This is a genomic window from Desulfovibrio sp. 7SRBS1, assembly GCF_049723905.1.
GTDB lineage: Bacteria > Desulfobacterota > Desulfovibrionia > Desulfovibrionales > Desulfovibrionaceae.
This window is the reverse complement of record NZ_JBJKFD010000001.1, coordinates 1,627,003-1,650,870: the sequence shown is the minus strand read 5'-3', so window position 1 is coordinate 1,650,870 and position 23,868 is coordinate 1,627,003. Positions and strand designations below refer to the sequence as shown.

Sequence of the window (23,868 nt, the reverse complement as noted above, 5' to 3'; positions counted from 1 at the left end):
GCTGGCTCTTACTCCTGTGTGAGTGCTGTCCCCGGTTTCCTCTGGGACGGCTTTTCTTCGTATTGACTCTGACAGGCCGGGTACTTCCCTGGTCTTTCAAGGTACACTCGCGGCTGGCTTTTGCGTGGTCGAGCTGCGTTACTGCCCCCGTCTTTTGCTCTCCTCCTCAAAAAAAACAGTCGTAACAGCGAGGCTGCTTTGGGCCATTTTTGGCTGCGGCTTTTATCGGCCAAACCCGATTTTTTCCCTCCATCATTCCCCCTAATGGGAGGGCGTCACGGTTTTCTTTTCCACGCCTGAAAATAACCATGAAATCAAAGCTTCATGCCGATGTTCGCGGCAGGCTAACGTCTTTCTTACATAAATTATCTCTTTGTCGATTTGTGGTTCTGGATTGCCTGCACACAAAGATATTTTTAAAAAAGTCCTTTTATTTCTTGCTGTTAAAAGAAATTTGAAAGGGTTTTGAGAAAGTATGTTGACTTTCCCCTATGGGGGAAGGGCTAAGCTTTTCAAAGATTCAAAAAGATTTTGTTTACGCGAATTGAGTTCAGGTGGCCGTTTTATACCCCAGCCATGGGCTGTAACATCAGCAGTATGGGAGACTGTATGAGGTATTATGGCGAGGAGGCCCTGGGCCTTATCGAAACGCTTGGAATGGTTCCGGCAATTTATGGCGCGGACAGGATGCTGAAGACGGCTGACGTCCAGCTCATTTCCTATGAAAACGTTGGATCCACCCTGGTTGCCGTCATGGTCAAGGGCGATGTGGCTGCCGTTCGTGCATCCGTGGATTCCGGCGCTGCCGCAGCCGCCGAAATCGGCAAGCTGACAGCACACAACGTCATGCCTCGCCCCATCCGCGGCGTCGGCGACATTGTATCTGTGCACGCCGTCCCCGATGTCCCGGAAGATGACCGTGCTTCCCAACGCTTTCGCGCGCTGGGACTCATTGAAACATTCGGAATTGTTTACGTTCTGGAAGCAGCTGATGCCATGATCAAAACCGCGGACGTGGAACTGATCGGCTACGAAAACGTTGCCTCCGGGTACATCTCGGTGCTGGTTCGCGGCGATGTGGCAGCCTGCGAGTCTGCCGTGGCAGCCGGTGTAAAAGCCGTGGAAGCCATGGGAACCGAGGTTTACAGCTCCGTGGTCATTCCCACCCCCCACCCCGATCTGGATAAGATCACAAGCATTTATACCATCGAGAACTTGTTGCCCTAGCGCTGTGCGCCGCGTGGTGGCTGACGACCTACGACCGATTTAGCCGGGAAGGAAAAGGGGACCGCGATGATAGTTGACAACGACCTGCTCTCCATCCAACAGGCCAGGATTCTTTCCGAAAACGCCTGTATGGCTCAGAAAAAGCTGGCGACGTTCACGCAGGAGCAATTGGATGCAGTTGTCGAATGTGTGGCAGACGCCGTGGCAGAACATGCCCACGAACTCGCCGTCATGTCCTGCGAGGAGACCGATTGCGGTAGGGTAGAGGACAAATGGTTCAAGAACCGTTTCGTCTGTACCCGCGTACGTGAGCAATTGCGGGGCATGCGCTGCGTCGGCATCATTGGCGAAGACGAATCCAACCGGCTCATGGACATCGGTGTCCCGGTGGGCGTGGTCGTCGCGCTGAGTCCTTTCACCAGCCCCGTTTCCACCACCATCTATACCGCGCTGCTCGCCATCAAATCGGGCAATGCCGTTATTTTTTCTCCCCATCCCGCTGCTCGCAAGAGCATACGGTGGGCGCTGGACATCATCATCAACGCCGCCCAGGCGCACGGTCTTCCCGAGGGGTGTCTCACCTATCTGGAAACCGTCACCAAGAGCGGCACCCAGGAGTTGATGAACCATCCCGCCACCTCTTTGGTTCTGATGACGGGCGTTCCGGGAATGCTGGAATCCGCCCGCGGCTCCGGAAAGCCCGTCATCTATGGGGGAACAGGCAACGGCCCCGCATTTGTGGAGCGCACTGCGGACATAGCACAGGCAGCTCGCGACATCGTGATGAGCAAGACCTTCGACAACGGTATTGCACCGTCTGCCGAACAGTCCGTGGTGGTGGACGCCTGCGTTTCCGATCAGGTCCGTCAGGCCCTGGCGGAAAACGGTGCGCATTTCATGTCGAACGAGGAATCCCGCAAACTGGCTTCCCTGATGTTCGACTCCAATGGATGCCGCAAGCCTGGAAGCATCGGCAGATCCGCCGAGATCCTGGCCAAGCGTGCCGGTTTTTTTGTTCCCGACGGAACAACCATGCTGGTGGCGGACCGCAAATACGTGACCGACAACGATCCGTATTCCCGCGAGCTGCTGGCACCGGTGCTGGCGTATTACGTGGAGGACGACTGGATGCACGCCTGTGAAAAGTGCATCGAGCTGCTTTTGCACGAACGCAACGCGCATACGCTGGTCATCCATTCCGGCAACGAAGAAGTCATCCGGCAGTTCGCCCTCAAGAAACCCGTGGGCAGGCTGCTGGTCAACACCCCGGCCTCGTTCGGAGGCATGGGGATCACCACGAATCTCTTTCCTGCAATGACTTTGGGGAGCGGCTCGGCCGGAAGCGGCATTACCGCAGACAACGTGTCACCCCGAAATCTCATTTATACGCGCAAGGTGGGCTACGGCGTGCGCCGGGTTGATGGGGCTGCGGCCCTCGGATCAAACACCGGCGCCGGGTCTTCCCATGAGGAAGGCGAAAGGCGTGAGGTCACTTGCGAAGCATCTAAGGTACAGGCCCTGCACCGGATCCTGATGGAGGCGATCGGGGTTTTGGGTGAGTCTGCAAAATAGAAGAGTATCCGTTAACTGGAGGAAGCAAAGTGGATCTTCACGATTTTTCCAATAAGCTCGCAGAAGCGACAAAGAACCTGAGTCAGGAAGAACGCGCATCTCTGAAGAAAATTTTCGAGGGCGTGTCCGCCGAAATACTGAAAAAGAAATCGGACGCGCACCCCACTTGCGTCGCCGCCTCCTCGGACTGCACCGGGATTCCGGAAGGTCCTACCGAGCGCCATGTAAAACTCAAGGAGAACTTTCTCAAGCAGGTTCCCAGCATCACCACCCACCGGGCCCGGGCCATCACCAAGATTGCCAAGGAAAACCCCGGCATGCCCAAGATTCTGCTGCGTGGTAAATGCTTCCGCTACTGCTGCGAAACCGCTCCGCTGGTGATCCAGGACCACGAACTCATCGTGGGTGCTCCCAATGGTGCTCCCCGCGCCGGCGCTTTCTCCCCGGACCTTGCATGGCGTTGGATGCAGGACGAAATCGACACCATCGGCACGCGTCCGCAGGACCCTTTTTATATTTCCGATGAAGACAAAAAGATCATGCGTGAGGAGCTCTTTCCGTTCTGGGCGAGCAAATCCGTAGATGAATATTGCGAAGGCCAGTACCGCGAAGCCGGGCTGTGGGAACTTTCCGGTGAGTCCTTTGTTTCGGACTGCTCCTACCACGCGGTGAACGGCGGTGGCGACTCCAACCCCGGCTACGACGTCATTCTGATGAAGAAGGGCATGCTGGACATCCAGCGCGAAGCCAAGGAGCACCTGGAACATCTGGACTACAAGAACCCCGAGGATATCGACAAGATCTACTTCTACAAGTCGGTCATCGATACCACGGAAGGCGTAATGATCTACGCCAAGCGCATGTCCGAATACGCTGCCGAACTTGCCGCCAAGGAGACCGATCCCAAGCGCAAGGCCGAGCTGCTCAAGATTTCCGAAGTCAACGCACGGGTTCCGGCCCACAAGCCCGAAACCTTCTGGGAAGCCATCCAGGCCGTGTGGACCATCGAGTCCCTGCTGGTGGTGGAAGAAAACCAGACCGGCATGTCCATCGGCCGTGTTGACCAGTACATGTATCCCTTTTTCAAGGCAGACCTCGAATCCGGCCGTCTGACCGAATACGAAGCCTTTGACCTGGCAGGCTGCATGCTGGTGAAGATGTCCGAAATGATGTGGATCACCAGCGAAGGCGGTTCCAAGTTTTTTGCCGGGTATCAGCCCTTTGTGAACATGTGCGTGGGCGGTGTTACCCGTGACGGACGCGACGCCACCAACGACCTGACCTATCTGCTCATGGACGCGGTGCGCCACGTTCGCATCTACCAGCCCTCTCTCGCCACCCGCGTTCACAACAAGTCGCCCCAGAAGTATCTGGAAAAGATCGTCGACGTTATCCGTTCCGGCATGGGCTTTCCCGCCGTGCACTTCGACGACACCCACATCAAGATGATGCTGGCCAAGGGCGTGTCCATTGAAGACGCCCGCGACTACTGCCTGATGGGTTGCGTGGAACCGCAGAAGTCTGGCCGCCTGTATCAGTGGACATCCACTGCCTACACCCAGTGGCCCATCTGCATCGAACTGGTACTCAACCACGGTGTGCCGCTCTGGTACGGCAAGGAAGTCTGCCCGGACTACGGCGACATCAGCCAGTACGACACGTACGAGAAGTTCGACGCCGCCGTGAAGGAGATGATCAAGTACGTCACCAAATGGACCAGCGTGGCGACCGTCATTTCCCAGCGCGTACACCGCGACATGGCACCGAAACCGCTCATGTCCATCATGTACGAAGGCTGCATGGAATCCGGCAAGGACGTTGCCGCCGGTGGTGCCATGTACAACTTCGGCCCCGGCGTGGTCTGGAGCGGACTGGCTACCTATGCCGACTCCATGGCCGCCATCAAGAAGCTGGTTTACGACGACAAGAAATATACCCTGGCTCAGCTCAACGAAGCCCTCAAGGCCAACTTTGAAGGCTACGAGCAGATCAAGGCCGATTGTCTCGCCGCGCCCAAGTACGGCAACGACGACGACTATGCCGACCTGATCGCCGCCGACCTGATCCACTTCACGGAAACGGATCACCGTCGGTACAAGACCCTGTACTCGGTGTTGAGCCACGGCACCCTGTCCATTTCCAACAACACGCCTTTCGGCCAGCTGCTGGGCGCATCCGCCAACGGACGCGACGCCTGGATGCCGCTGTCCGACGGCATCAGCCCCACGCAGGGCGCGGACTACAAAGGCCCCACGGCCATCATCAAGTCCGTTTCCAAAATGGCCAACGACTGCATGAACATCGGCATGGTGCACAACTTCAAGCTCATGTCCGGTCTTCTGGAAACCCCGGAAGGACGCAACGGCGTCATCACGCTGCTGCGCACCGCCTGCATGCTGGGCAACGGCGAAATGCAGTTCAACTACCTGGACAACGACGTTCTGCTGGATGCCCAGAAGCATCCCGAGAACTACCGCGATCTGGTTGTCCGCGTGGCCGGGTACAGCGCCTTCTTCGTGGAACTGTGCAAGGACGTTCAGGACGAAATCATCAGCCGTACCGTGCTGCGTGAAATCTAGCCGCACGCCCGCCGCAAGGCGGGCGTGACGCGACTTGAAACTGGAACCTATCGGGATTCGGGAACCATTAGCCGCAGAGAAGCATCGTGATAGAAAGAAAAGCACTGATCTTCAATATCCAGAAGTACAACATGTATGATGGCCCGGGTGTGCGCACCCTGGTGTTTTTCAAGGGATGCCCCCTGCGTTGCAAATGGTGCTCGAATCCCGAGGGCCAGCTTCGCTCCTATCAGATTCTGTTCAAGGCCGACATGTGCGTCAATTGCGGGGCCTGCGTCGCGGTGTGCCCTGTGGGCATCCACACCTTGGAGCAGGTGAACAGGGTCCACAAGGTGAATCGGGAACTGGAATGCATCGGCTGCCGCAAGTGTGAGCAGGCCTGCGTGTCCAACGCCCTGGCCATAGTGGGCGAGCAGAAGACCATTTCCGAGCTTGTGGACATCATCGAGGAAGACCGCCCCTTTTACGACACCTCGGGAGGCGGAATTACCGTGGGCGGGGGCGAAGCCATGATGCAGCCGGAAGCCCTGGCCAACGTTCTCATGGTCAGCAAGCAGCGCGGCATCAACACGGCCATCGAGACCTGCGGTTATGCAAGCCTGGAAGCCGTGCAGAAAGTGGCCGAGTTTGTGGATCTCTTTCTTTTCGACCTCAAGCATATGGATTCGGACCGGCATTACGAGCTGACCGGCGTGCGCAACGAGCGGATTTTGCGCAACCTGCAATGGCTGCTGGAAAACAAGCACAACGTGAAAATCCGCGTGCCGCTGCTCAAGGACGTCAACGACAGGCCGGACGAGATAGACCAGATGATCCGCTTTTTGCGTCCATATCAGGATTACAAAAATTTCAAGGGGATAGACTTGCTCCCTTACCACAAGTTGGGAGTGAACAAGTATGCCCAGCTGGGATGGGAATACCCCATCGAGGGCGACCCCAAGCTGACGGACGAGGACCTTGGGCGTGTTGAGGAATACATCCGGAAGTATGATTTTCCGGTGTCCGTAATTCGGCACTAGGGTGATGTCCGCAAAATACATAGACGTATTTTGCGGAGGACCACGCCCCTGAAAAACGTGGTTTTCAGAGGCGTTCACGCCGCTTCCAGCGGCGCATGGCGGGCCATGCCCACCATGTTCGCGTCAGGCTGCAACTCTTTTAGTGAAAAGAATTTAGCAGACGCGGCCCTGGGCTGAAAATACGGCGAATCGACACGATTGGACGCGGGCATATTCACCGGGACCGAGGAGAATTTCGTTATGATGGCACTTGGATTCATAGAGACAAACGGTTTTCTGGCAGCAGTGGAAGCCGCCGATGCCATGCTCAAGGCCGCCGACGTGCGCCTGTTGGAAAAGATTTTGGCCAGCGGCGGGCTGGTGACCGTCTCCGTGACGGGAGAAGTGGCCGCCGTACAAGCTGCCGTCGATGCCGGAGTCGCCATGGTCGAGCGCATAGACGGAGCAGTTCTGATCTCCCGCCATGTGATTCCGCGTCCGGACGAAGAAATTTCCCGCATCATTAAAACAACGCCGCCCGACCTGCACGACGATTCTCCAGATGATTTCACTCCTCCTTTCGGTACCGGAGGAGCAGCAGTACGGGCGGCGATTACAGAACCCGCAGAAACTGAAACGCCCGAATCGCCATCCGGCGTGGCGTCCGAAACTCCCGAAGTTCGGGACATTTCGGAAGAGCCCAAGACGTCCGTCGAGGAACCCGCCGGGGAGCCTGCCCAGGAAACTGTGGATGAGGCGCCGGATGGCGAAACTCCTGCGGAAGACATTTCACAACCCCAGGCGACGGCTCAGGAAGAAGAACGGACGGAAGCTCCTGCAAAGGATGCGGCCGAGCGCGAAGAGCCGAAACGCCATACCGTTTCCCAGCTGAAAAAGATGAGTGTGACCAGGTTGCGGCAGCTGGCTCGATCCCTGGAAGGCATTGCAATGCCCCAGGACAAGATTTCAACTGCCAGGAAAAAAGACCTGATTGATTCGATCGTAAATGTATACAGGCAGATAGAGGAGTAGTTCCATGGTAGACAAAGATTTATTGTCCGTGCAGGAAGCCCGTTCCCTGGTGCGTGCGGCTCGCAAGGCCCAGGCGGATTTCGCCCTGTTGGATCAGGAGCATGTCGATTCCGTAGTCAAGGCCATTGCCGATACCGTGGCCACGCACGCCGAGGAACTGGCGCAGATGGCGGTGGAAGAAACCGGTTTCGGTAAAGCCGCAGATAAGAAGATAAAGAATATTTTGGCGAGCGAAACGCTCTATAAAGCCATCAAGGACATGAAGACCATCGGGGTCCTCAACGACGACAAAGAACACAAGATCGTCGAAATTGCCGCTCCCATGGGGGTCATTGCCGGGATTATTCCCTCCACCAACCCCACCTCGACGACCATCTACAAGGCCCTCATTGCGGTGAAGGCGGGCAACGGCATCGTCTTTACCCCCCATCCCAGTGCACGCAAGTGCATCGGCAAGACTGTGGCGATTATTCAGGAAGTGCTGCAGAAATGCGGCGTCAGCACAGACCTCGTCAGCTGCATGAGCGTGCCCAGCATCCAGGGCAGCAACGAGCTGATGAAGGTTGCCGACCTGATTCTCGCAACTGGCGGTCCCGGCATGGTGAAGGCTGCCTACAGCTCCGGCACTCCCGCCCTTGGCGTGGGCGCGGGCAACGTACCGGCCTTCATCGAACGCAGCGCGGACGTGGACCAGGCCGTGGCCATGGTCATGTCCAGCAAGACCTTCGATAACGGAACCATCTGCGCGTCGGAACAGTCCATTGTTACCGAAGCGTGCATCGCCGACAAGGTTCGGGCGGCTCTGGTGGCCCAGGGCGGCTATTTTCTGGAAGGCGAAAAACTGGCGAAGGTCAAGGCTGTCATGGAGCGCGGCAATGGCTCGATGAATCCGGCCATCGTGGGTCGTGATGCAGAGTACATCGCCTCGGTGGCCGGCATCGAGGTGCCGCACGGAACCCGTCTGCTCATTTCCGATGAAAAGGGCGTTGGCCAGCAATATCCTTTTTCCAAGGAAAAACTCACCGCACTGCTCGGCTTCTACGTTGTGGAAGACTGGAAGGAAGCCTGCGAACTTTGCCATGCGCTTCTGCAGAACTGCGGTATAGGCCATTCTTTGGCCATCCATTCCCATAATGAAGAGGTCATCCGCGAATTCGGCCTCAAAAAGCCTGTTTCGCGCATCCTGGTCAACACGCCGTCCACCCAGGGCGCCGTGGGCCTGACCACTTCCCTGTTTCCCTCGTTCACCCTCGGGTGCGGTGCGGTTGGTGGAAGCGCCACCTCGGACAACGTCACTCCGCTCAACCTGCTGAACATTCGCCGGGTCGCCTACGACCTGGGCAATTCGGCATGTGCCGCGGCTCCCGCGCATGAGGAATCGCACCAGCTCGACATCAACGCCATCACGTCGCTGATTGTTGAGCAACTCAAAAAAATGGCTTGATTTCCCCCTGTGGAATTAACCGACAGGCAACGTAGCAGAAAACCATTCTTACGAAGGAGAGCAGCATGGTAACTTCGAATGCTTTGGGCATGATTGAAACAAAAGGACTCGTCGGCGCTGTGGAAGCAGCCGATGCCATGGTCAAGGCCGCCAATGTAACTCTGATCGGCCGCACCCAGGTCGGCGGTGGTCTGGTGACCGTTATGGTTCGCGGCGATGTGGGCGCGGTCAAGGCCGCTACCGACGCCGGTGCAGCCGCAGCCAAGAACGTTGGCGAGCTCATCAGCGTTCACGTCATTCCCCGCCCCCACGGCGAAGTGGAAATGATTCTGCCCAAAATCGAAGGGTAACTTCCTTTGAAGGCAACCTGTCCGGCTATGGGGGAGAAGCATCCCCCATCGCCGGACCCCGGTTATGCACAACAAAGCCGGGGCGGCGCAGGACAGGGGAACGGCGAGCGAATGTTTTGTCGGGCTCCTGAATCGAGGCAAGAACAGTACCACGTAATTATGATGCGTAAAAAAAGTCGGTGAATTTCCGTGAGCGGAGAAAGCATGAACGAGAAGGCCATTACAGAAATTTTGGAAGGAGTCATCAAGAACGTTCTGGGACAAATGACCGGCGGTCCCGATGCCACGCAGGAATGCGTGAATACTGATGACGATATTCCGGTAGAGCTTTCTGCACGACATGTTCATTTGAGCGAAGAGGATGCCATTTCCCTGTTCGGCGCTCCCCTGACTCCTGTTCGCGAGCTGTCCCAGCCGGGGCAGTTTTTGAGCAAGGAGCGTGTGCGTCTCATCGGTCCCAAAGGTGTTCTCGACAATGTGGCGGTACTCGGCCCCTCCCGCGGCAGCTCCCAGGTGGAGCTATCCAAGACCGATGCGCGAGGTCTGGGTGTCGATGCTCCCGTGCGCCAGTCCGGCGACATTGAAGGCACGCCCGGTATCATCCTGGCTTCGCAGACCGGCATTGTCGGCCTGGAAAAGGGTGTGATCGTGGCGGCCCGGCATATTCATATGTCCCCGGAAGACGCAAAACGGTTTCATGTTTGCGACAAGGACATGGTCAGCGTCCGTTTGGACGGCGACCGTCCGCTGATTCTGGAAGACGTGCTCATCCGGGTCAGCGACAAGTTCAATCTGGCCATGCACATTGATCCGGACGAGGGCAACAGCTCCGGCTGGAGCAAGAAGGTTGTGGGCAAAATCGTGAACCGTAAAAGCGGGGCAGACAATGGACTTCGCTGTCATTGATCAGAAGATAGGCGAACTGGAGAGCTGCATCGAAAGCACTATCCCGGTGCGTGTGGATGAGCAACTCCATGTGGGGGTGGACCTTGGTACCGCCTACATTGTCGTTGTTGTGCTGAACGAGGAGAAGAGCCCTGTGGCCTGTGCCATGGAGTTCGCCCAGGTAGTCAAGGACGGGCTGGTGGTCGACTATACAGGCGCCACCCGCATCGTCCGCAAGCTCGTGGGCCAACTGGAGGAACGGTTGGGGCGCAAGCTTGAAAAGGCTGCCATAGCCGTTCCTCCGGGTACTGGAGAAAAGGACTGCGGCACCCACCGCTACGTGGTGGAGGGCGCGGGCCTGGAAGTGACCTCGGTGCTGGACGAACCCACGGCGGCCAATGCCGTGCTGGGTATCGACAACGGTGTCATCGTGGACATCGGCGGCGGCACCACCGGCCTTTCCATTCTGGAAAACGGAAAGGTCACCTATGTGGCCGATGAAGCCACGGGCGGCACGCATCTGACCCTGGTTCTTTCCGGCAATTACCGGATCAGCTTCGAAGAGGCCGAAGACCTCAAAAAACAGCAGGACCGCCAGGACGAAATTCTTCCCGTGGTCCGTCCGGTCATCCAGAAAATGGCCTCCATCATTGCCAGACATATCAAGGGCCGCGACATTTCCGCCATCTATCTGGTGGGGGGCACCTGCTGCCTCAAGGACATGGAAAAGGTCATTGAGAAAGATACGGGCGTTCCGGTCTTCAAACCGGCCAATCCCTTTCTGGTCACTCCTTTGGGCATCGCCCTGAACTGCGGAGCATAGGAGATTTTCATGGATGTCAACGAGCTGATCGGCAGTATTGCCAGGGAAGTTCTGAACCAGCTCCGGGGGGAGGCGCAAGCTCCCTGCGTCTCTGTTCTGGCAGACAGGGACGACGCCCTGGCCGAAAAAATCCGGCCGCATCTCGGAGAAGGGGACCGCATCCTTTTTTCGGGTGAAGCAGCAGGGGACACCGTCCCGTACCGTTACATCCTGCCGTATCTGTCCTGTTCGGACATGGCCGATCTGGCCATTGGGCGGGCCTCGGGCGGGGCCGTCTCCGAGGTTCTGAGCCTGCTGCTTTCCGGACGGGAAGTGGAGGTCCTGGAGTTCGGCTACCAGGCCTACGGCGAAACCGCGCCCGGTCCTTTGTACGAACTGTACGCAGCGTACGGAAAGACTCTGGCCACCTACGGTCTGGTCGAGTTCCGGCGCAGGCGTCCGGACACCATCCGTTTCCGGGAAGGCCTTGTTACCGAAAAGAATGTGGAAAGGGCGCACGAGGACGGAGCATCCACACTCATGGTCCCGGCTTCCGCCGTGATCACGCCCCTGGCTCTTGAGGCTGCCGACCGGCTGCACATCAACATTTTGAAAGGATTATAGGCGGAACGCGTATGATTATCGCCATGGTCACCGGAAATGTCTGGGCTACCCGCAAAGAGGACACGCTCAACGGGTTGAAGCTCATGATTGTGCAACGCATCGACCCTACCTGTGGGGACGCGCATGAAAGCTTCATTGCCGTGGACTGTGTGGGCGCAGGCATAGGCGAGCAGGTGCTGGTGGTTACCGGCAGTTCCGCACGCAAGGCCCTGCCCAATTTCGACACGCCGGTCGATGCCGCCATCGTCGGCATCATCGACCAAGTTACAGCGCAACCGGGGGCCTAGGTCGTGGATACGTTGGGCGTAGTGGAAAGCAGAAGTATTGCCGCCGGGGCGGAACTGGCGGACGGAATGGTCAAGGTGGCGGATGTGGAACTCGTCCGGGCCGCGACCATCTGCGGCGGCCGCTACCTCATCCACGTGGCTGGCGACCGGCAGGCCGTGAGCACGGCGGTGGACCACGCGCGCAACTCGGGACGCGCCCTCCATGGCAGTTTCGTTATTTCCAATATTTCTCCCCAAGTTACCGCCGTTCTGCGCAAGGCGGAAAAAGCGGACGCGGGCGACGCCCTGGGCGTGGTGGAAGCACGCAGTGTCTCTTCCGGCATTGCCGCGGCGGACGCGGCGGTCAAGCGGGCCGATATCCGGCTCCTGCGTCTGGTTTGCGGACAGGGCATCAACGGTAAATCCTATTTTGTTTTCGGCGGTGATTCGGCTGCGGTTGAAGAGGCTGCACAGGCGTCCAAGGACGCACTGGGAAAAAATCTTGTCGAGGCGGTCGTCATCCTCAGACCGGACGTCTCGGTCGTTAAGGCTTTAACAAGCGGTGTGAGGTAGCAAATGAAGAAACTCGTAGAGGTCAAAAACCTTCAGGACCACATCTGCCCGGTGACCCACAAGGTCTATGCCGACGGCACGATCATCCTGACGCCCGGAGCCAAGGACGAGCTGTGCAAGAGGGGGATTCTCGTTGTTTACGGTCCCAACCCCAATGCCGCAGTCTGCGCCGACACAGCTTCCGCGTGTGATGACGAAGGCAAGGAAAAATTGTTTTACGCTGTGGCGGCCGTGCTCAAGGAAGATTACGGCGTCAACGACATGGAAACTTTGAAGGATCTGAGCTGCCGGATCGTGGACGCGATTGACGGAAGTATCTGACGCCCGGCCCGTTTGCGGCCCGAGAGTGGACGAAATTTATTTCATAAAAGGAGAACAGTATGATGAACGCACTGGGAATGATCGAAACACAAGGGCTGGTCGGTGCCGTTGAAGCTGCCGATGCCATGGTCAAGGCTGCCAATGTCGAACTTATCGGCCGTGTGCAGGTAGGTGGCGGGCTGGTCACCGTGATGGTGCGTGGCGATGTGGGCGCGGTAAAGGCCGCCACGGACGCAGGCGCTGCAGCCGCCGAACGCGTGGGCCACTTGGTCAGCGTACACGTCATCCCCCGCCCCCATGGCGAAGTGGAGATGATTCTGCCCAAGCGCGCAGAGTAATAAGGTATTTGCGAGGCACAGGTCGAGCGCCTCATCGATCTGTGCCTTTTTTTCAACAGCCGGGGCAGAACCATAAACATCTTTCTTGTGTAGGTTTGGAGGTTCGAGGGTGACACAGTTCTACGGAAAAACAAAAATCTGCTACGGCGACGATGCCCTTGAGACCTTTGAGGATTTGACGGCAAAACAAGCCTTCATCGTCACCGATCCCTTTATGGTCAAAGCCGGTTTTGTGGATCGGATTCAGAGCCAGCTGGACCGCAGCGGCATCCGCCACCGTATTTTCGACGGAGTCGAATCCGACCCGTCTTTGGAAACCGTGACCACGGGAACCCGTCTCTTCCTTCAGGACAAAGCGGATCTTGTCATTGCACTGGGCGGCGGTTCTGCCATAGACGCGGCCAAAGCCATTACGTTTTTTGCCCACAAGGCGAGTGAGAGCGAGGTGAAACCCCTGCTCGTCGCCATCCCCACCACTAGTGGGACGGGCTCCGAGGTGACGGCCATCTCCGTCATCACCGACAAGGTCAATGAGGTGAAGATTCCCCTCAACGACGAGCTTCTCATTCCCGATATGGCGATTCTGGACGCCCGCTTCACCCGCACCCTGCCGCCGCACGTTACCGCGGCAACCGGCATGGACGTCCTGACCCACGCCATCGAGGCGTACACCTCGCGGCAGGCCAATGCCTTTACTTCCATCTACGCCAAGTACGCCATCCAATATGTATTCGAGTTCCTGCCCAGGGCCTACACGTGCGGGGACGACATGGAGGCGCGCAAGCACATGCTGCTGGCATCGTGCATGGCGGGCATGGCCTTCAACAACAGCGGGCTGGGCATCACCCACAGCATTGCCCACAGCCTTGGCGGCTTGTTCCACATCCCCCACGGGCTGGCGAACGCCGTGGTCCTGCCCTATGTGATCCGCTTCAACAGCTTTGATGTGGGCGTGCATTACCGCGAAATTGCCCAGTGCGTTTCCTTGCCCGCAAATACCGTGGAAGAGGGCACCAAGAGCCTTATCCAGGCCGTGCGCGACCTCAACGAATCCATGGGCATTCCCAACCGTATCCGGGAATTGAAGATCGATGAAGGCGCTTTCCGCGAACATATGAAAACAATGGCCAAGAATGTTCTGGAAGACATTTGCACGCACGGCAATCCGAGAAGTCCTTCCTGCGAGGACATTGTGCAGCTTTTGGAGCAGGCCTGGTAGCAAGGCCGGAGTTGTTCGGTCATCTGGAATTTTGTGATCCGCGGCGGACCGTCCGGGCGTTGGGCGGTCCGTCGTGAAAACAGGCCGACGGCGACCTTGAAAAAAAGGTGAGCAATGAAAGAACAGATTGTAGAGAAAATACGCAACGCGGGTGTGGTCGGGGCCGGTGGCGCCGGGCTTCCCACCCACGTCAAGGCGAACGCCACGGTGGATACAGTTCTGGTCAACGGAGCTTCCTGCGAGCCGCTGCTGTCCAGCGATCCGCATCTCATGGAAACCGAAATCGATACGATGATCCGTGGACTGCACGCCGTTATGGACTGTACCGGAGCATCCAAGGGTATAATCTGCCTGAAGGGCAAACATGCCGCGGCCATGGCGTCGGTGCGCGAGGCCGTGTCCCGCGATACCACGGGACGGCTGGAAGCGTTTGAACTGAAAGATTTCTATCCTGCCGGGGACGAGCACGTACTGGTACACGAAGTTCTCGGCAAGACCGTCCCCGAAGGTGGCATTCCGCTGGCAATCGGGGCCGTGGTCAGCAACGTGGAAACGTTCTGCAACATTGCCGCGGCCATGGACGACAAGCCCGTCACCCACCGTTATCTGACCGTTACCGGCGAAGTGGGACAACACATGGTGGTGAAGGTGCCCGTGGGAACCATGGTTGCCGACGTCCTTGCCCATGCTGGCGGAGCGACAATTTCTGACTACAAGGTGGTGGACGGCGGTCCCATGATGGGCCGTGTGCTGCCCGATACGGCGCGCCCGGTGACCAAGACCACCAGCGGACTCATCGTCCTGCCTCCCGACCATACGGTCGTGGCCCGCAAGATCATGGACCCGGACCGGGTGCGGCGCATTACCACCAGCATCTGCTGCCAGTGTACCCACTGTACGGACCTGTGTCCGCGCAATCTGCTGGGCCATTCCCTCCATCCCCACAAGCTGATGCGCATTTTCGACGGCCTGATGTCCGATGAACTCATTGTGGAGACGGCCAAGGAAGCCTTGCTGTGTTCCGAATGCGGCGTGTGCGAAAAGTTCGCCTGCCCCATGATGGTTTCCCCCCGCGAGGTCAACGCGCAGATCAAGAAGATCATGCGCCAGCAGGGCGTGCGTTGGGAATCCGACGGCAGTGAGCCCGTAACCAATCCTTTTCGCAGCGACCGTTTTGTGCCCACCAGCCGCCTGATTCAGCGTCTGAACCTGACAAAGTACGACACGCATCCCGCCTATGCCGGAGAGTTCGTTCCCGACCGGGTGACGATTCCCCTGGCACAGCACATCGGTGCTCCGGCCCAGTGCCGGGTTGCCGTGGGCGAGACGGTGAGCGCAGGCGACCTGATCGGGGAAATCCCGGAAAAGGCCATGGGCGCCCGGGTGCATGCAAGCATCAACGGAACAGTGGAATCGGTTGCGGACGGCATGGTCGTCATCAGGTCTTGTTAACAGCAGGTGAGTGATATGAATTTGCGTACAATCGGATGCGTCGAGCTGAACAGCGTCGCCCTGGGCATGCACACGGCCGACGAAATGGTAAAGGCGGCGGAAGTGGAACTTGTGGTGGCCCGGCCCACCTGTCCCGGCCGGTATCTGGTCATTGTGGCCGGAGACACCGGTGCGGTGAAAAGCTCCGTGGAAACGGGATGTGCCATCGGTGGCGACATGGTCGTGGACTGGTTCGTCATTCCCAGCGTGCATGTGGGCGTCATTCCCGCTCTGAACGGTGCCACGCCCGGCGTGCGCATCGACGCCCTGGGCGTTATCGAAACCTGCACCACCGCATCCTGTATTATTGCAGCGGATGCCGCCGCCAAGTCCGGTCAGGTGGATCTTTTGGAAATCCGTTTCGCCGCCGGGCTGGCTGGCCGCGCTTTCGTGGTGATGACCGGCGACGTGGGCTCTGTAACTTCTTCGGTGAACGCCGGTGTGGCGGGCGTGGGTGATTCCGGCCCGGTCCACAGCCATGTGGTGATTCCCTCGCCCAGCGACGGATTGAAGGCAAAGATACTTTAGCCGGAAATGAGACTCCCCGTTTTTAACGGTGATTCCGGTAAAGGGCCTGCCTGGAGTGTGTTCTTCCTTGGGACACTCCAGGCAGGCCGTTCCTGCACATTGTAACCGCCTCTCCGGATAGGGAAAACAGACTGCCGGAAAAGGCCAGAAAGCTATTTTTGTTGAAACGTTCGATCCTTTGTTTCTTGAGTACCTCTTTGTCGAAAATAAAATTTTTCGCCCCTGCATATCTTTGGGCGTGTGCTTTTATAAGCAGGCTGTCGGGCTGAACTGGTGACCACTTTGGGTGGTTGCTTTGGAAATTTTGGGCTTGTCCCGGCGGGCTCCTCGTTGACGCGGCGTTCTTTTCGGCGTTAACGTGTTCCGATTACAACGTCGTGCGTTGAGAACGGCTTGTAAAGCGGGTGCGACCACGGAATATTCAGCACCGCAAATCGAGATTTCTATCCCGGGACTGCCCGGTTTGCATATCAGCCTTCCGCCATCTGCGCAGGGAGAGATCGGAGACAAACGTGGCGAATATTCAGGAAGAAACAAAGCAGCGGGTTATTCAGGAGTATGTGCCTGGCAAGCAGGTTACGCTCGCCCATCTTATTTCCGCCCCGCAAAAAAGCATTTACCTCAAGCTCGGGCTGGACGACGAAGTCAGCGAGGCCCTGGGCATTCTCACCATCACGCCGGGCGAAGGCGTCATCATTGCCGCGGATATAGCCACCAAGGCTGCCTCCGTGGAGATCGGCTTTCTCGACCGCTTTGGCGGTTCTCTTCTTTTGATAGGCGATGTGGCCAGCGTGGAAGCCGCACTCAGGGCTGTTCTGGCCTATTTCGACGATGTGCTGCATTATGCGGGCGTTGAGATCACCCGGTCGTAATTGGTGGAGTGCCCGACAACATCGGCGCAGCGGGTCATGTTCATGGGGGAATCGGGATCGGGCAAAAGCGAGCTGATCCGAATTCTTTCAGGACGCACTCCGCGCGCGCACAAGGCATTGTCTGTGGAGTTCTGCGGCCGTTTCGTCAACACACCCGGTGAGTTTCTGGAAAACAGGCGTTTTTACTCCGCCCTTATCACGACGTCGGCGGAGTGCGACATTCTGGTGCTGGTTCAGGACGCCACGCGCCGCACATCCATGTTTCCGCCTTTGTTTGCCACCATGTTCAACAGAAAGGTGGTGGGGGTGGTAAGCCGGGCTGGTAACGCCAATGGCAAGTCGAACCTGGCCGAACGTTTTCTTGCCAATGCCGGGGTGCGCAACATCCTGCATGTGGATGTACAATCTGGGGAAGGTATTGAAGATCTGCGTGAGGTTCTTCGCTGAAACCAGGAAAAACCCCACGCAGTATTGCGGTTTTTTATAAAGGCTTTGTCTTATAACAGTTCGTCAGGCAATTCCTCGGCCTCTTCGTCCAGGTCCATTACCTTTCCTGTTCCCTTTCTGGTTCCCTTCATCATTACCTCGGTAACGAATTTGGAGCTGTTACGCGTGGTCCAGTAGTCCGTAACGTAGCGTTCGTAACAGTGTTTTCCCAGGGTGTAGCCGTGGTCTGCGGCCCATCTGCGTATCTTCTCGTAGGTCACGCCAATGGTTTCGTGCGGGCCTATATGATAGCAGCAGATCATCATGTGGCCACCGAACTCCATTTTCGCATCGTCGGGGCAGGGCAGCAGCTTCTTTTGCAGAATCCGTATCTTCTGCTGTTTGTTTTCCAGCCGGTCCTTGTACGAGGAAAATTGCAGAATGACGGGGCCGGTGATCTCGTTCCCCACTTCTTCCAGATAATTGGTGAAGTCTATGTTGATGACGGAAGCCTTGATGTCGCCTTCAAATATCTGTTCCTGAAAGATGTAATTGGAAGCTTCCACGTATTTGATGGAAACCTCATGGATTTCATTGTCTATGACCATCTCGGCTTCAAGAATCAGATCGTACCAATCCCTTACCGAGGTGTATTTTCTGGAAATAGCCTCGCGTTCCGTCTCGAGTTCTTGTATTTTGGCGAGAAATGATTTTTGAATGGCACGATATACGTGGTCGATATCGCCCTCGATGAACCTTTGCATCTCGTTGAGCTTAAAACCCATCTGCTTGTAGTATTTGATGACGGGAACAGCCAGCAACGATTCCGAGGTGTAATACCTGTAATTGTTGTAATCCTCACGCTGCGACGTGATAAGCCCTATCTTGTCGTAATAGCGCAGCGCTTTTTTGGATATATTACATAACTGGCTAACCTCGCCTATGGAATATTTCGCCTTGAACTTCATGGATTTCCCTCCAGATATGAGTTGAAAGCCCATAAAAGCCCAGGATGATTTTTCCTACGGGTGATCTTGCGGGACGGTAACTAACGGAAAATTACATCCAGACTTTTTTGGCAATCAACCGACAGCCTCCCCCGAAGCTGCCATGAGAACAATTTGAAATCGGATTGTCGGATGACTCCGATTTTTCTTGTTCGGTTTTTGTCGCCATACACAAGATTTGGTTGCAAGTCATTAGGATATCTCTCTTTCCCATGACATGTGGTGATCAAAAAAGGGGCGCCCCGTGAGGAGGCTGCCCCTTATATGTAAAGAACGACGGTGCTTGCTGATCAGCCCCGGATGTAGCTGTTGATGGTGGCTGCGCCTTCTTCGTGTGCACGGTAGTACACGCGGAGTTCATTGTTGGAGTCCAGGTCGAACCGGGATTCCTCCAGAAGGCCGTTTGCCTCCGCCGTCATCAGGGCATCGATGATGGATTTTTTGTTGAAGGCCTTGAAGTGACCGTATTGAGCCCGCAGTTTGTCCATGACATCGTTGGCGCAGGCTTCGTCCACCTCGGTAAAGGATTTAAGTATTGCGTAGTTAAGCGGCTTCATATGCGCCCTCGCTCTTCTTTTTCAGCAGGTCCAGGGGGTTCATTGCAATGACAAAGATACCGATGACCATGATGACAGCGGCGACCCAGGCGATGGGAGGCATGTCCCAACCGTCATAACCGGCGCCGATACCAAGCACAAGCCAGCAGCAGAAGGGGCCCCAGAAGGAGAATGTTCCGTTGCAGGACATACCCAGGGCGGCACCGCACATGGCGTTGCCCTTGTACCAGAGCATGAAGGTGAGGTAGGCGCTCAGACCGGCCAGGATGAACCAGGGCATGGCGCTGGAATCCGTAAAGGATTGCGCAACCAGTCCCACGGGATCAATCTTGGAGATCATGCTGAAGACCGGAACAAGAATGATGAGGTTGGAAAGACCGGAAGTAACCTGACGGATGGTGATGCCGACCTCGGGGTCGATAAGGGACGTACCGTAACCGCATACGCAGCCTTCAGTACCCCAGCACACGGCAGCTATGAAGCCGAAGAAAATTCCGAGAAGCAGGTTTGGCGGTGCGTTGTCGCCCAGGCCTGTGCTGCCGATGAGAAAACTTGCGAAAAAGCAGATGGCAATACCGAACAGCATGCGCGCGTTCAGGTGCTGCTTGAACATGAAACGACCCAGAATTGCGCCGACGGCCGGGCACAAGGCGCTGATGGGCACAACCAGGGAACCGGCTTTCTGCAGGCCCACCACATATGCGGTGCTTGCCAAGGGGCCGCCGATGATGGCAGCGGCTACCATGACCATGCCGGGTTTGGTTTTGATGCAGCGGAAAAAATCACCCAGACGGCCACGGAAACCAGCAATGCCTAAAGCCCATACTGCGCTACAGGTATCGGTGGTTGCCGCGCCCAAGGCGGACAACAGATACATGACGGCAAAAGCGGACAGGCCGGATTTTGCGCCGTACCAGACTTCCCAAACGCCTTTGGACATGCCCAAGGTCATGAAAGCGGTGTAAAAACCGTACAAAAGGCCGGAAAGCAACGCTACAACGATGCCTTTCCTACGGAATTCTGCAGCCAGTCTGTTTTTGGCAACAACTGCTGCTGGGTTAAGAACACCTGATGTTTGCCCCATGATCGTCTCCTTTCCCTTTTTAATTAATAAGACAGCCCTATAATGAAATCTGGATGGTTATTTTTTGGGTTGAGACTCCCATTGCTAAGGTAGCATTCCTCTTAAGGGGAAGGTCAATATGAAATAAGGAATGTGGACTGTTCTGTAGTTTTTTCAGCTTGTAAGGACGTGGGTGTCAGTGCCGGTCATTGGCAGATAACGGCATTATATCTCGACTTTCGGAGTATTCTTTTTTGAGGAGAAACCTGGTGAAATTACAGAAATACGTGCAAAAAAAGGTGGATAAACCATGTCCCGGAGGGAAAGAACGGTTTTGCGGATTATGGAGGAAAATACAAGGTGATGGCCAGGAAAAACCCGGTATACCTTTGATAGATGGAACCTTTCCTGGTTTGATTCAGACAAAACAGAATCCGGAAAGAGGGGTCCCTTAGCGGGAACATCGAGGGGGTTAAATATGAATAAATCTTACCGAGTATTCTTGCTTTTTTGGGAGGGAAGATCGGAGAAAATGGCCTGGATTGCCTGCTAGAAACACAGATGGATGGCAGTTTTGCGGGCAGTTCTGCTCCGTCATAGGAAAAATAAAGTGCATTGGAAGTATTTTGAGCAGATTGATGAAATCACATTGTGGGGGGACAATCGGCAGAGACGGTGAGGAAAACAGTTGCGGCACTCATTCGGCATCAGCCATCACAAGCACCAGGCCAGGCATCAGGCCAAGCCCCAGGCATCAGGCATCAGGCACCAAGCATCAGGCCAAGCCCCAGGCATCAGGCATCAGGCACCAAGCATCAGGCCAAGCCCCAGGCATCAGGCATCAGCCATGGCATCAGGATGCGCTGCGGGCATAGCCTGATTGGTTTTTCAGATGGGATATTAGATGGATGATATTTCAGACGAGGCCGACGGGTCTCCCAGACGGGGCTCCCAAACGGGTTTCTCAGACGGGTTTCTCCGATAAGGCTGGCAGAGCTCCATACAAGTGGATCATGCCTTGGTTCCGTTCGTACTTTTGGGCGTCTTTTTCGGGCTCCATTGCAGGGAGGGCCGGAAAAAACACCACGGACGCCAGCCTTGTCCGGAGGGGAAATGGGGTCGCGAGTTTCCCCTCCGGGGGGCGGACTCCCACGAAGGGGGTGTGGGGGCCTGACTTGTGCATCACGGAAATGAAAAAGCGGACCTTAAGGGGCGGATAGTGTACCTTGAGTGGCTGAACCACCCGTCTCGTTCCACTTCCAGGCGGAGGAAGGTTTGCCGAACGACCTGTTCACGGCATCGGGGTCGAACCTGCCGCCGTGGAACCGGGAATGAAATTCCTCAGCCTCCGCAGTTATGTCAAAGGCAACCCTTTCGGGGTACATCACGTTGGCCACGAACATCAGACCGAGTATCCAGCGTGGACTGCCGAAGTCGCTGCTCGGTATGGCCGGTGTATGGACCCGCCCGTTGCGCACGGCGTCCACCACAATGCCGTCCCTGCGGCATTGCTCCATGAAATCCGTGGGGGAGTTGGACAGAAAGGAGGAAATAAGGATGACCTCCGGGTTGAGACGCGTCAGTTCGTCCGGGGAAATGCTCATGCCGGGACGGCCATGAACATCCAGCTCCCGGTTCACGCTGTGGCCGAAGCAGGTCTCCACCAGATGATTTTCGAAGCGCTGCCCCTTGAGGCAGAATCGCGGCTTGCCCATGGCGTAATAGACCCGTGGACGATGTTTTGAGCCTTGGCAGGCTTCCCGTACCGAATTTGTTTTGTCGGCCAGGTAGTCGGCCAGTTCGTCGGCTGCTGCCTGCCGTCCGATCAGTCTGCCGAACGAGCGGATAAGTTCCAGATACGAGTCGATGCGCTGGATGTCGTGGTGCAGGTTCCCCATTCCGCCGTTGCAGAGCAGATGGTCCCATACCCGGACGATTTCCGCCTTGCTGTCGGCTCCCATGGCAATGAGTATGGATTCGACGATTTCCAATGCCCGGGTGAACGGATAGCCCCCCTGAAAGTCCTTTTCCCGAAAGTCGGAAAGCGTTGCCCCGCCGTCAATCCCCGTCGGGCGTCCGCACTCCGGGCACATCCCTTCACCGTTTGTGTTCGCGGCTATGGCTGTCAGCCGTGCGCCCATGGGACCGTAAAAATCGCGTTGCAAAAGGGTCTTTCCGCACTGCGGGCAACGTGTGTTCAGGTCGAGGGTACCCGGAGCATTGAAGACGTACACGTGGTCGAGGATCGAGCGCATTTTCTCGGCAAGCTCCTCAGTTTCGCGTATCAGCGGTTCCAGCCTCGGGTCGCTCCCTTCCAGGGGGATGAAACGCATTACCTGCAAGGGGATTTGTGGCGACATGCCATGCAGCAGCGTGCAGAGAGTAAGCAGCTCCCCGGCGTTTTGCCGGGTATGGATGCAGGCAACTTCCACATGTACGCCCGCGCGGTGCAGAAGTTTCAGATTGCGCAGTACCGGAGAAGCGCCCCTGAATCCGCCGCAGCCATGGTAGACGTCGTCGGAAAGTCCTTTGACGCCCACATTGATGAAATCGAGGACCGGAATGAGACGGCGTATGGACTGCTCGGAAAAATAGCCGTTGGACGAACAGCCGACCAGGAGTCCTTTGGACTTTGCCAGGGTGGCCACTTCCATAAAGGTGTCGAAGGCGGCCAGAGGGTCGTTCATAAGAAAGGCGATACCCCGGCAGCCCTCGCGTTCGGCCATGGTCACGATCTCTTCTGGTGTGTGGTGGCGCAGGGCCTGGCTTTGCGGGTCCATCTCCCGGACGATGACCGCGGAGATGCAGCCGGGACAGTTGAAGTTGCACCCGACAGTGCTGACCTGAAGAAAGCGCGCTCCCGGATGAAAGTGCAGAATGGGCATGGTTTCAATCCGGATGGGACAAGCCATGAGATACCGGTGGGGATGGGCCTCCACCACGCGGCCCTGTCTGTTTTCGTAGCGGCCGCACCGTCCCTGCCTGCCCGGAGCAATGAGGCAGCTGTTTTCGCAGATCGGGCACTGGAGCGTGCCCGGTCTGGATGTCCTGTCTGTCATTTTTCCGTCCCTGGCTTTCGGATAATCACCCAGGTGCCGTACTCGTCGTTCTGGACCTCATACTCCGCCACTTTGGCGGCCTGCAGTGTGTCCTTGATAAAGTCGCCCTTGGACCAGTTTTTCCGTTTGGCCGATTCTTCCGGGCTCCATTTGGGGCGCATTTCCCGAACATCCTCAAGCTTCTGAAAATGGCTGAAACCACAGCCCACGAAAGCGGCTCCGCCCGGAGCTAGGACGCGCAGGACCTCCTTGAATGCGGCCACATGGTCGTTCCAAAAGGGAATGGACCCCCGGCTGACGATGAATTCCACGCTGTCGTCGGGCAGCGGCATGTCTTCCACCGGAGAGGAGATGAACCGGATACGTCCTTGGGGAACATCGTGCCGATGGCAGTTGGCTGTTGCCATGTCGATCGCTTCGGGCTCGTTGTCCAGGCCGATGAAGTCCATGTCCGTCAGCTTGCTCATCTCGATGGACAGGGCGGCACTGCCCGTGCCGACGTCGAGGCAGGTTCCGTTGCGGATGCCGAATTTGTCTACGATTTCTCGGGCCAGCAGAGGGTACATGGGGGCGAAGCGATGCGAGGGCGTGTATTCGTAAAAAGCTTTGTCTTTGGCGTCTATGGCCATGGTGTC

The 23,868-nt window shown here is 56.9% G+C and carries 24 protein-coding genes and 1 pseudogene; 20 read left to right on the top strand and 5 right to left on the bottom strand.

The window, feature by feature from the left end:
* Positions 1–609: 609 nt before the first annotated feature.
* The 20 genes and pseudogenes from ACI0FJ_RS07690 to ACI0FJ_RS07595 form a co-directional block, all read left to right on the top strand.
* Positions 610–891, top strand: a pseudogene (locus ACI0FJ_RS07690) (BMC domain-containing protein); the annotation flags it as partial.
* Positions 886–1,227: a BMC domain-containing protein gene (locus tag ACI0FJ_RS07685; protein WP_424306518.1), complete on the top strand. Its 342-nt coding sequence runs from the start codon at positions 886–888 to the stop codon at positions 1,225–1,227. The pseudogene ACI0FJ_RS07690 and the gene ACI0FJ_RS07685, both read left to right, overlap by 6 nt.
* Before the next feature lie 66 nt (positions 1,228–1,293).
* Positions 1,294–2,799 carry an aldehyde dehydrogenase family protein gene (locus ACI0FJ_RS07680; protein ID WP_424301315.1) on the top strand — a complete coding sequence of 502 codons (1,506 nt, stop codon included), beginning with the start codon at positions 1,294–1,296 and terminating at the stop codon, positions 2,797–2,799.
* A gap of 29 nt (positions 2,800–2,828) precedes the next feature.
* Positions 2,829–5,378: a choline trimethylamine-lyase gene (gene cutC, locus ACI0FJ_RS07675; protein ID WP_424301312.1), complete on the top strand. Its 2,550-nt coding sequence runs from the start codon at positions 2,829–2,831 to the stop codon at positions 5,376–5,378.
* Positions 5,379–5,464: 86 nt separating this feature from the next.
* Positions 5,465–6,397, top strand: a complete 933-nt coding sequence (cutD, locus tag ACI0FJ_RS07670) for a choline TMA-lyase-activating enzyme (RefSeq protein WP_424301309.1) — start codon at positions 5,465–5,467, stop codon at positions 6,395–6,397.
* Positions 6,398–6,637: 240 nt separating this feature from the next.
* On the top strand, positions 6,638–7,408 hold the full coding sequence (locus ACI0FJ_RS07665) for a BMC domain-containing protein (RefSeq protein ID WP_424301306.1): 771 nt from the start codon (positions 6,638–6,640) through the stop codon (positions 7,406–7,408).
* Between the two features lie 4 nt (positions 7,409–7,412).
* A complete protein-coding gene (locus ACI0FJ_RS07660) occupies positions 7,413–8,852 on the top strand; it encodes an acetaldehyde dehydrogenase (acetylating) (protein ID WP_424301303.1) in 1,440 nt (479 codons plus the stop codon).
* A 65-nt stretch (positions 8,853–8,917) separates the two neighbouring features.
* A complete protein-coding gene (locus ACI0FJ_RS07655; RefSeq protein WP_424301300.1) occupies positions 8,918–9,202 on the top strand; it encodes a BMC domain-containing protein in 285 nt (94 codons plus the stop codon).
* 204 nt (positions 9,203–9,406) lie between these two features.
* A complete protein-coding gene (locus ACI0FJ_RS07650; RefSeq protein ID WP_424301298.1) occupies positions 9,407–10,108 on the top strand; it encodes a phosphate propanoyltransferase in 702 nt (233 codons plus the stop codon).
* Positions 10,089–10,910: an ethanolamine utilization protein EutJ gene (gene eutJ / locus ACI0FJ_RS07645; RefSeq protein ID WP_424301296.1), complete on the top strand. Its 822-nt coding sequence runs from the start codon at positions 10,089–10,091 to the stop codon at positions 10,908–10,910. Before ACI0FJ_RS07650 ends, eutJ begins: the two co-directional genes overlap by 20 nt.
* Before the next feature lie 9 nt (positions 10,911–10,919).
* On the top strand, positions 10,920–11,513 hold the full coding sequence (locus tag ACI0FJ_RS07640) for a hypothetical protein (protein ID WP_424301293.1): 594 nt from the start codon (positions 10,920–10,922) through the stop codon (positions 11,511–11,513).
* An 11-nt stretch (positions 11,514–11,524) separates the two neighbouring features.
* Positions 11,525–11,800 (top strand): EutN/CcmL family microcompartment protein, encoded by a 276-nt coding sequence (locus ACI0FJ_RS07635; protein WP_424301290.1) that lies wholly within the window; start codon positions 11,525–11,527, stop codon positions 11,798–11,800.
* Positions 11,801–11,803: 3 nt separating this feature from the next.
* Positions 11,804–12,352 (top strand): BMC domain-containing protein, encoded by a 549-nt coding sequence (locus ACI0FJ_RS07630; RefSeq protein WP_424301287.1) that lies wholly within the window; start codon positions 11,804–11,806, stop codon positions 12,350–12,352.
* A gap of 3 nt (positions 12,353–12,355) precedes the next feature.
* Positions 12,356–12,673 (top strand): hypothetical protein, encoded by a 318-nt coding sequence (locus ACI0FJ_RS07625; protein WP_424301284.1) that lies wholly within the window; start codon positions 12,356–12,358, stop codon positions 12,671–12,673.
* A gap of 59 nt (positions 12,674–12,732) precedes the next feature.
* Complete coding sequence (gene eutM / locus ACI0FJ_RS07620; protein ID WP_424301281.1) at positions 12,733–13,011, top strand: ethanolamine utilization microcompartment protein EutM; 279 nt, start codon at positions 12,733–12,735, stop codon at positions 13,009–13,011.
* Positions 13,012–13,120: 109 nt separating this feature from the next.
* The gene (locus ACI0FJ_RS07615; protein ID WP_424301278.1) at positions 13,121–14,230 is read left to right on the top strand and encodes a 1-propanol dehydrogenase PduQ; all 1,110 of its coding nucleotides are present in this window, start codon (positions 13,121–13,123) and stop codon (positions 14,228–14,230) included.
* Positions 14,231–14,344: 114 nt separating this feature from the next.
* Positions 14,345–15,682, top strand: coding sequence for a 4Fe-4S dicluster domain-containing protein (locus ACI0FJ_RS07610; protein ID WP_424301275.1), 1,338 nt, complete (start codon positions 14,345–14,347; stop codon positions 15,680–15,682).
* A 15-nt stretch (positions 15,683–15,697) separates the two neighbouring features.
* On the top strand, positions 15,698–16,249 hold the full coding sequence (locus ACI0FJ_RS07605) for a BMC domain-containing protein (RefSeq protein WP_424301272.1): 552 nt from the start codon (positions 15,698–15,700) through the stop codon (positions 16,247–16,249).
* A 521-nt stretch (positions 16,250–16,770) separates the two neighbouring features.
* On the top strand, positions 16,771–17,121 hold the full coding sequence (locus tag ACI0FJ_RS07600) for a BMC domain-containing protein (protein WP_424306516.1): 351 nt from the start codon (positions 16,771–16,773) through the stop codon (positions 17,119–17,121).
* A 36-nt stretch (positions 17,122–17,157) separates the two neighbouring features.
* Positions 17,158–17,568 carry a EutP/PduV family microcompartment system protein gene (locus tag ACI0FJ_RS07595; RefSeq protein ID WP_424301269.1) on the top strand — a complete coding sequence of 137 codons (411 nt, stop codon included), beginning with the start codon at positions 17,158–17,160 and terminating at the stop codon, positions 17,566–17,568.
* A gap of 50 nt (positions 17,569–17,618) precedes the next feature.
* On the opposite strand, the gene ACI0FJ_RS07590 is transcribed toward ACI0FJ_RS07595, so the two are convergent.
* The 5 genes from ACI0FJ_RS07590 to ACI0FJ_RS07570 all read right to left on the bottom strand — a co-directional run bounded on the left by ACI0FJ_RS07590 (position 17,619) and on the right by ACI0FJ_RS07570 (position 23,862).
* Positions 17,619–18,515: a MerR family transcriptional regulator gene (locus ACI0FJ_RS07590; RefSeq protein WP_424301266.1), complete on the bottom strand. Its 897-nt coding sequence runs from the start codon at positions 18,513–18,515 to the stop codon at positions 17,619–17,621.
* 329 nt (positions 18,516–18,844) lie between these two features.
* Positions 18,845–19,111, bottom strand: coding sequence for a hypothetical protein (locus ACI0FJ_RS07585; RefSeq protein ID WP_424301263.1), 267 nt, complete (start codon positions 19,109–19,111; stop codon positions 18,845–18,847).
* Complete coding sequence (locus ACI0FJ_RS07580) at positions 19,098–20,195, bottom strand: hypothetical protein (protein ID WP_424301260.1); 1,098 nt, start codon at positions 20,193–20,195, stop codon at positions 19,098–19,100. The genes ACI0FJ_RS07585 and ACI0FJ_RS07580 overlap by 14 nt, the downstream gene beginning before the upstream one ends.
* A gap of 1,184 nt (positions 20,196–21,379) precedes the next feature.
* Positions 21,380–23,233: a radical SAM protein gene (locus ACI0FJ_RS07575; RefSeq protein WP_424301257.1), complete on the bottom strand. Its 1,854-nt coding sequence runs from the start codon at positions 23,231–23,233 to the stop codon at positions 21,380–21,382.
* The gene (locus ACI0FJ_RS07570) at positions 23,230–23,862 is read right to left on the bottom strand and encodes a methyltransferase domain-containing protein (RefSeq protein WP_424301254.1); all 633 of its coding nucleotides are present in this window, start codon (positions 23,860–23,862) and stop codon (positions 23,230–23,232) included. The genes ACI0FJ_RS07575 and ACI0FJ_RS07570 overlap by 4 nt, the downstream gene beginning before the upstream one ends.
* Positions 23,863–23,868 lie beyond the last annotated feature (6 nt).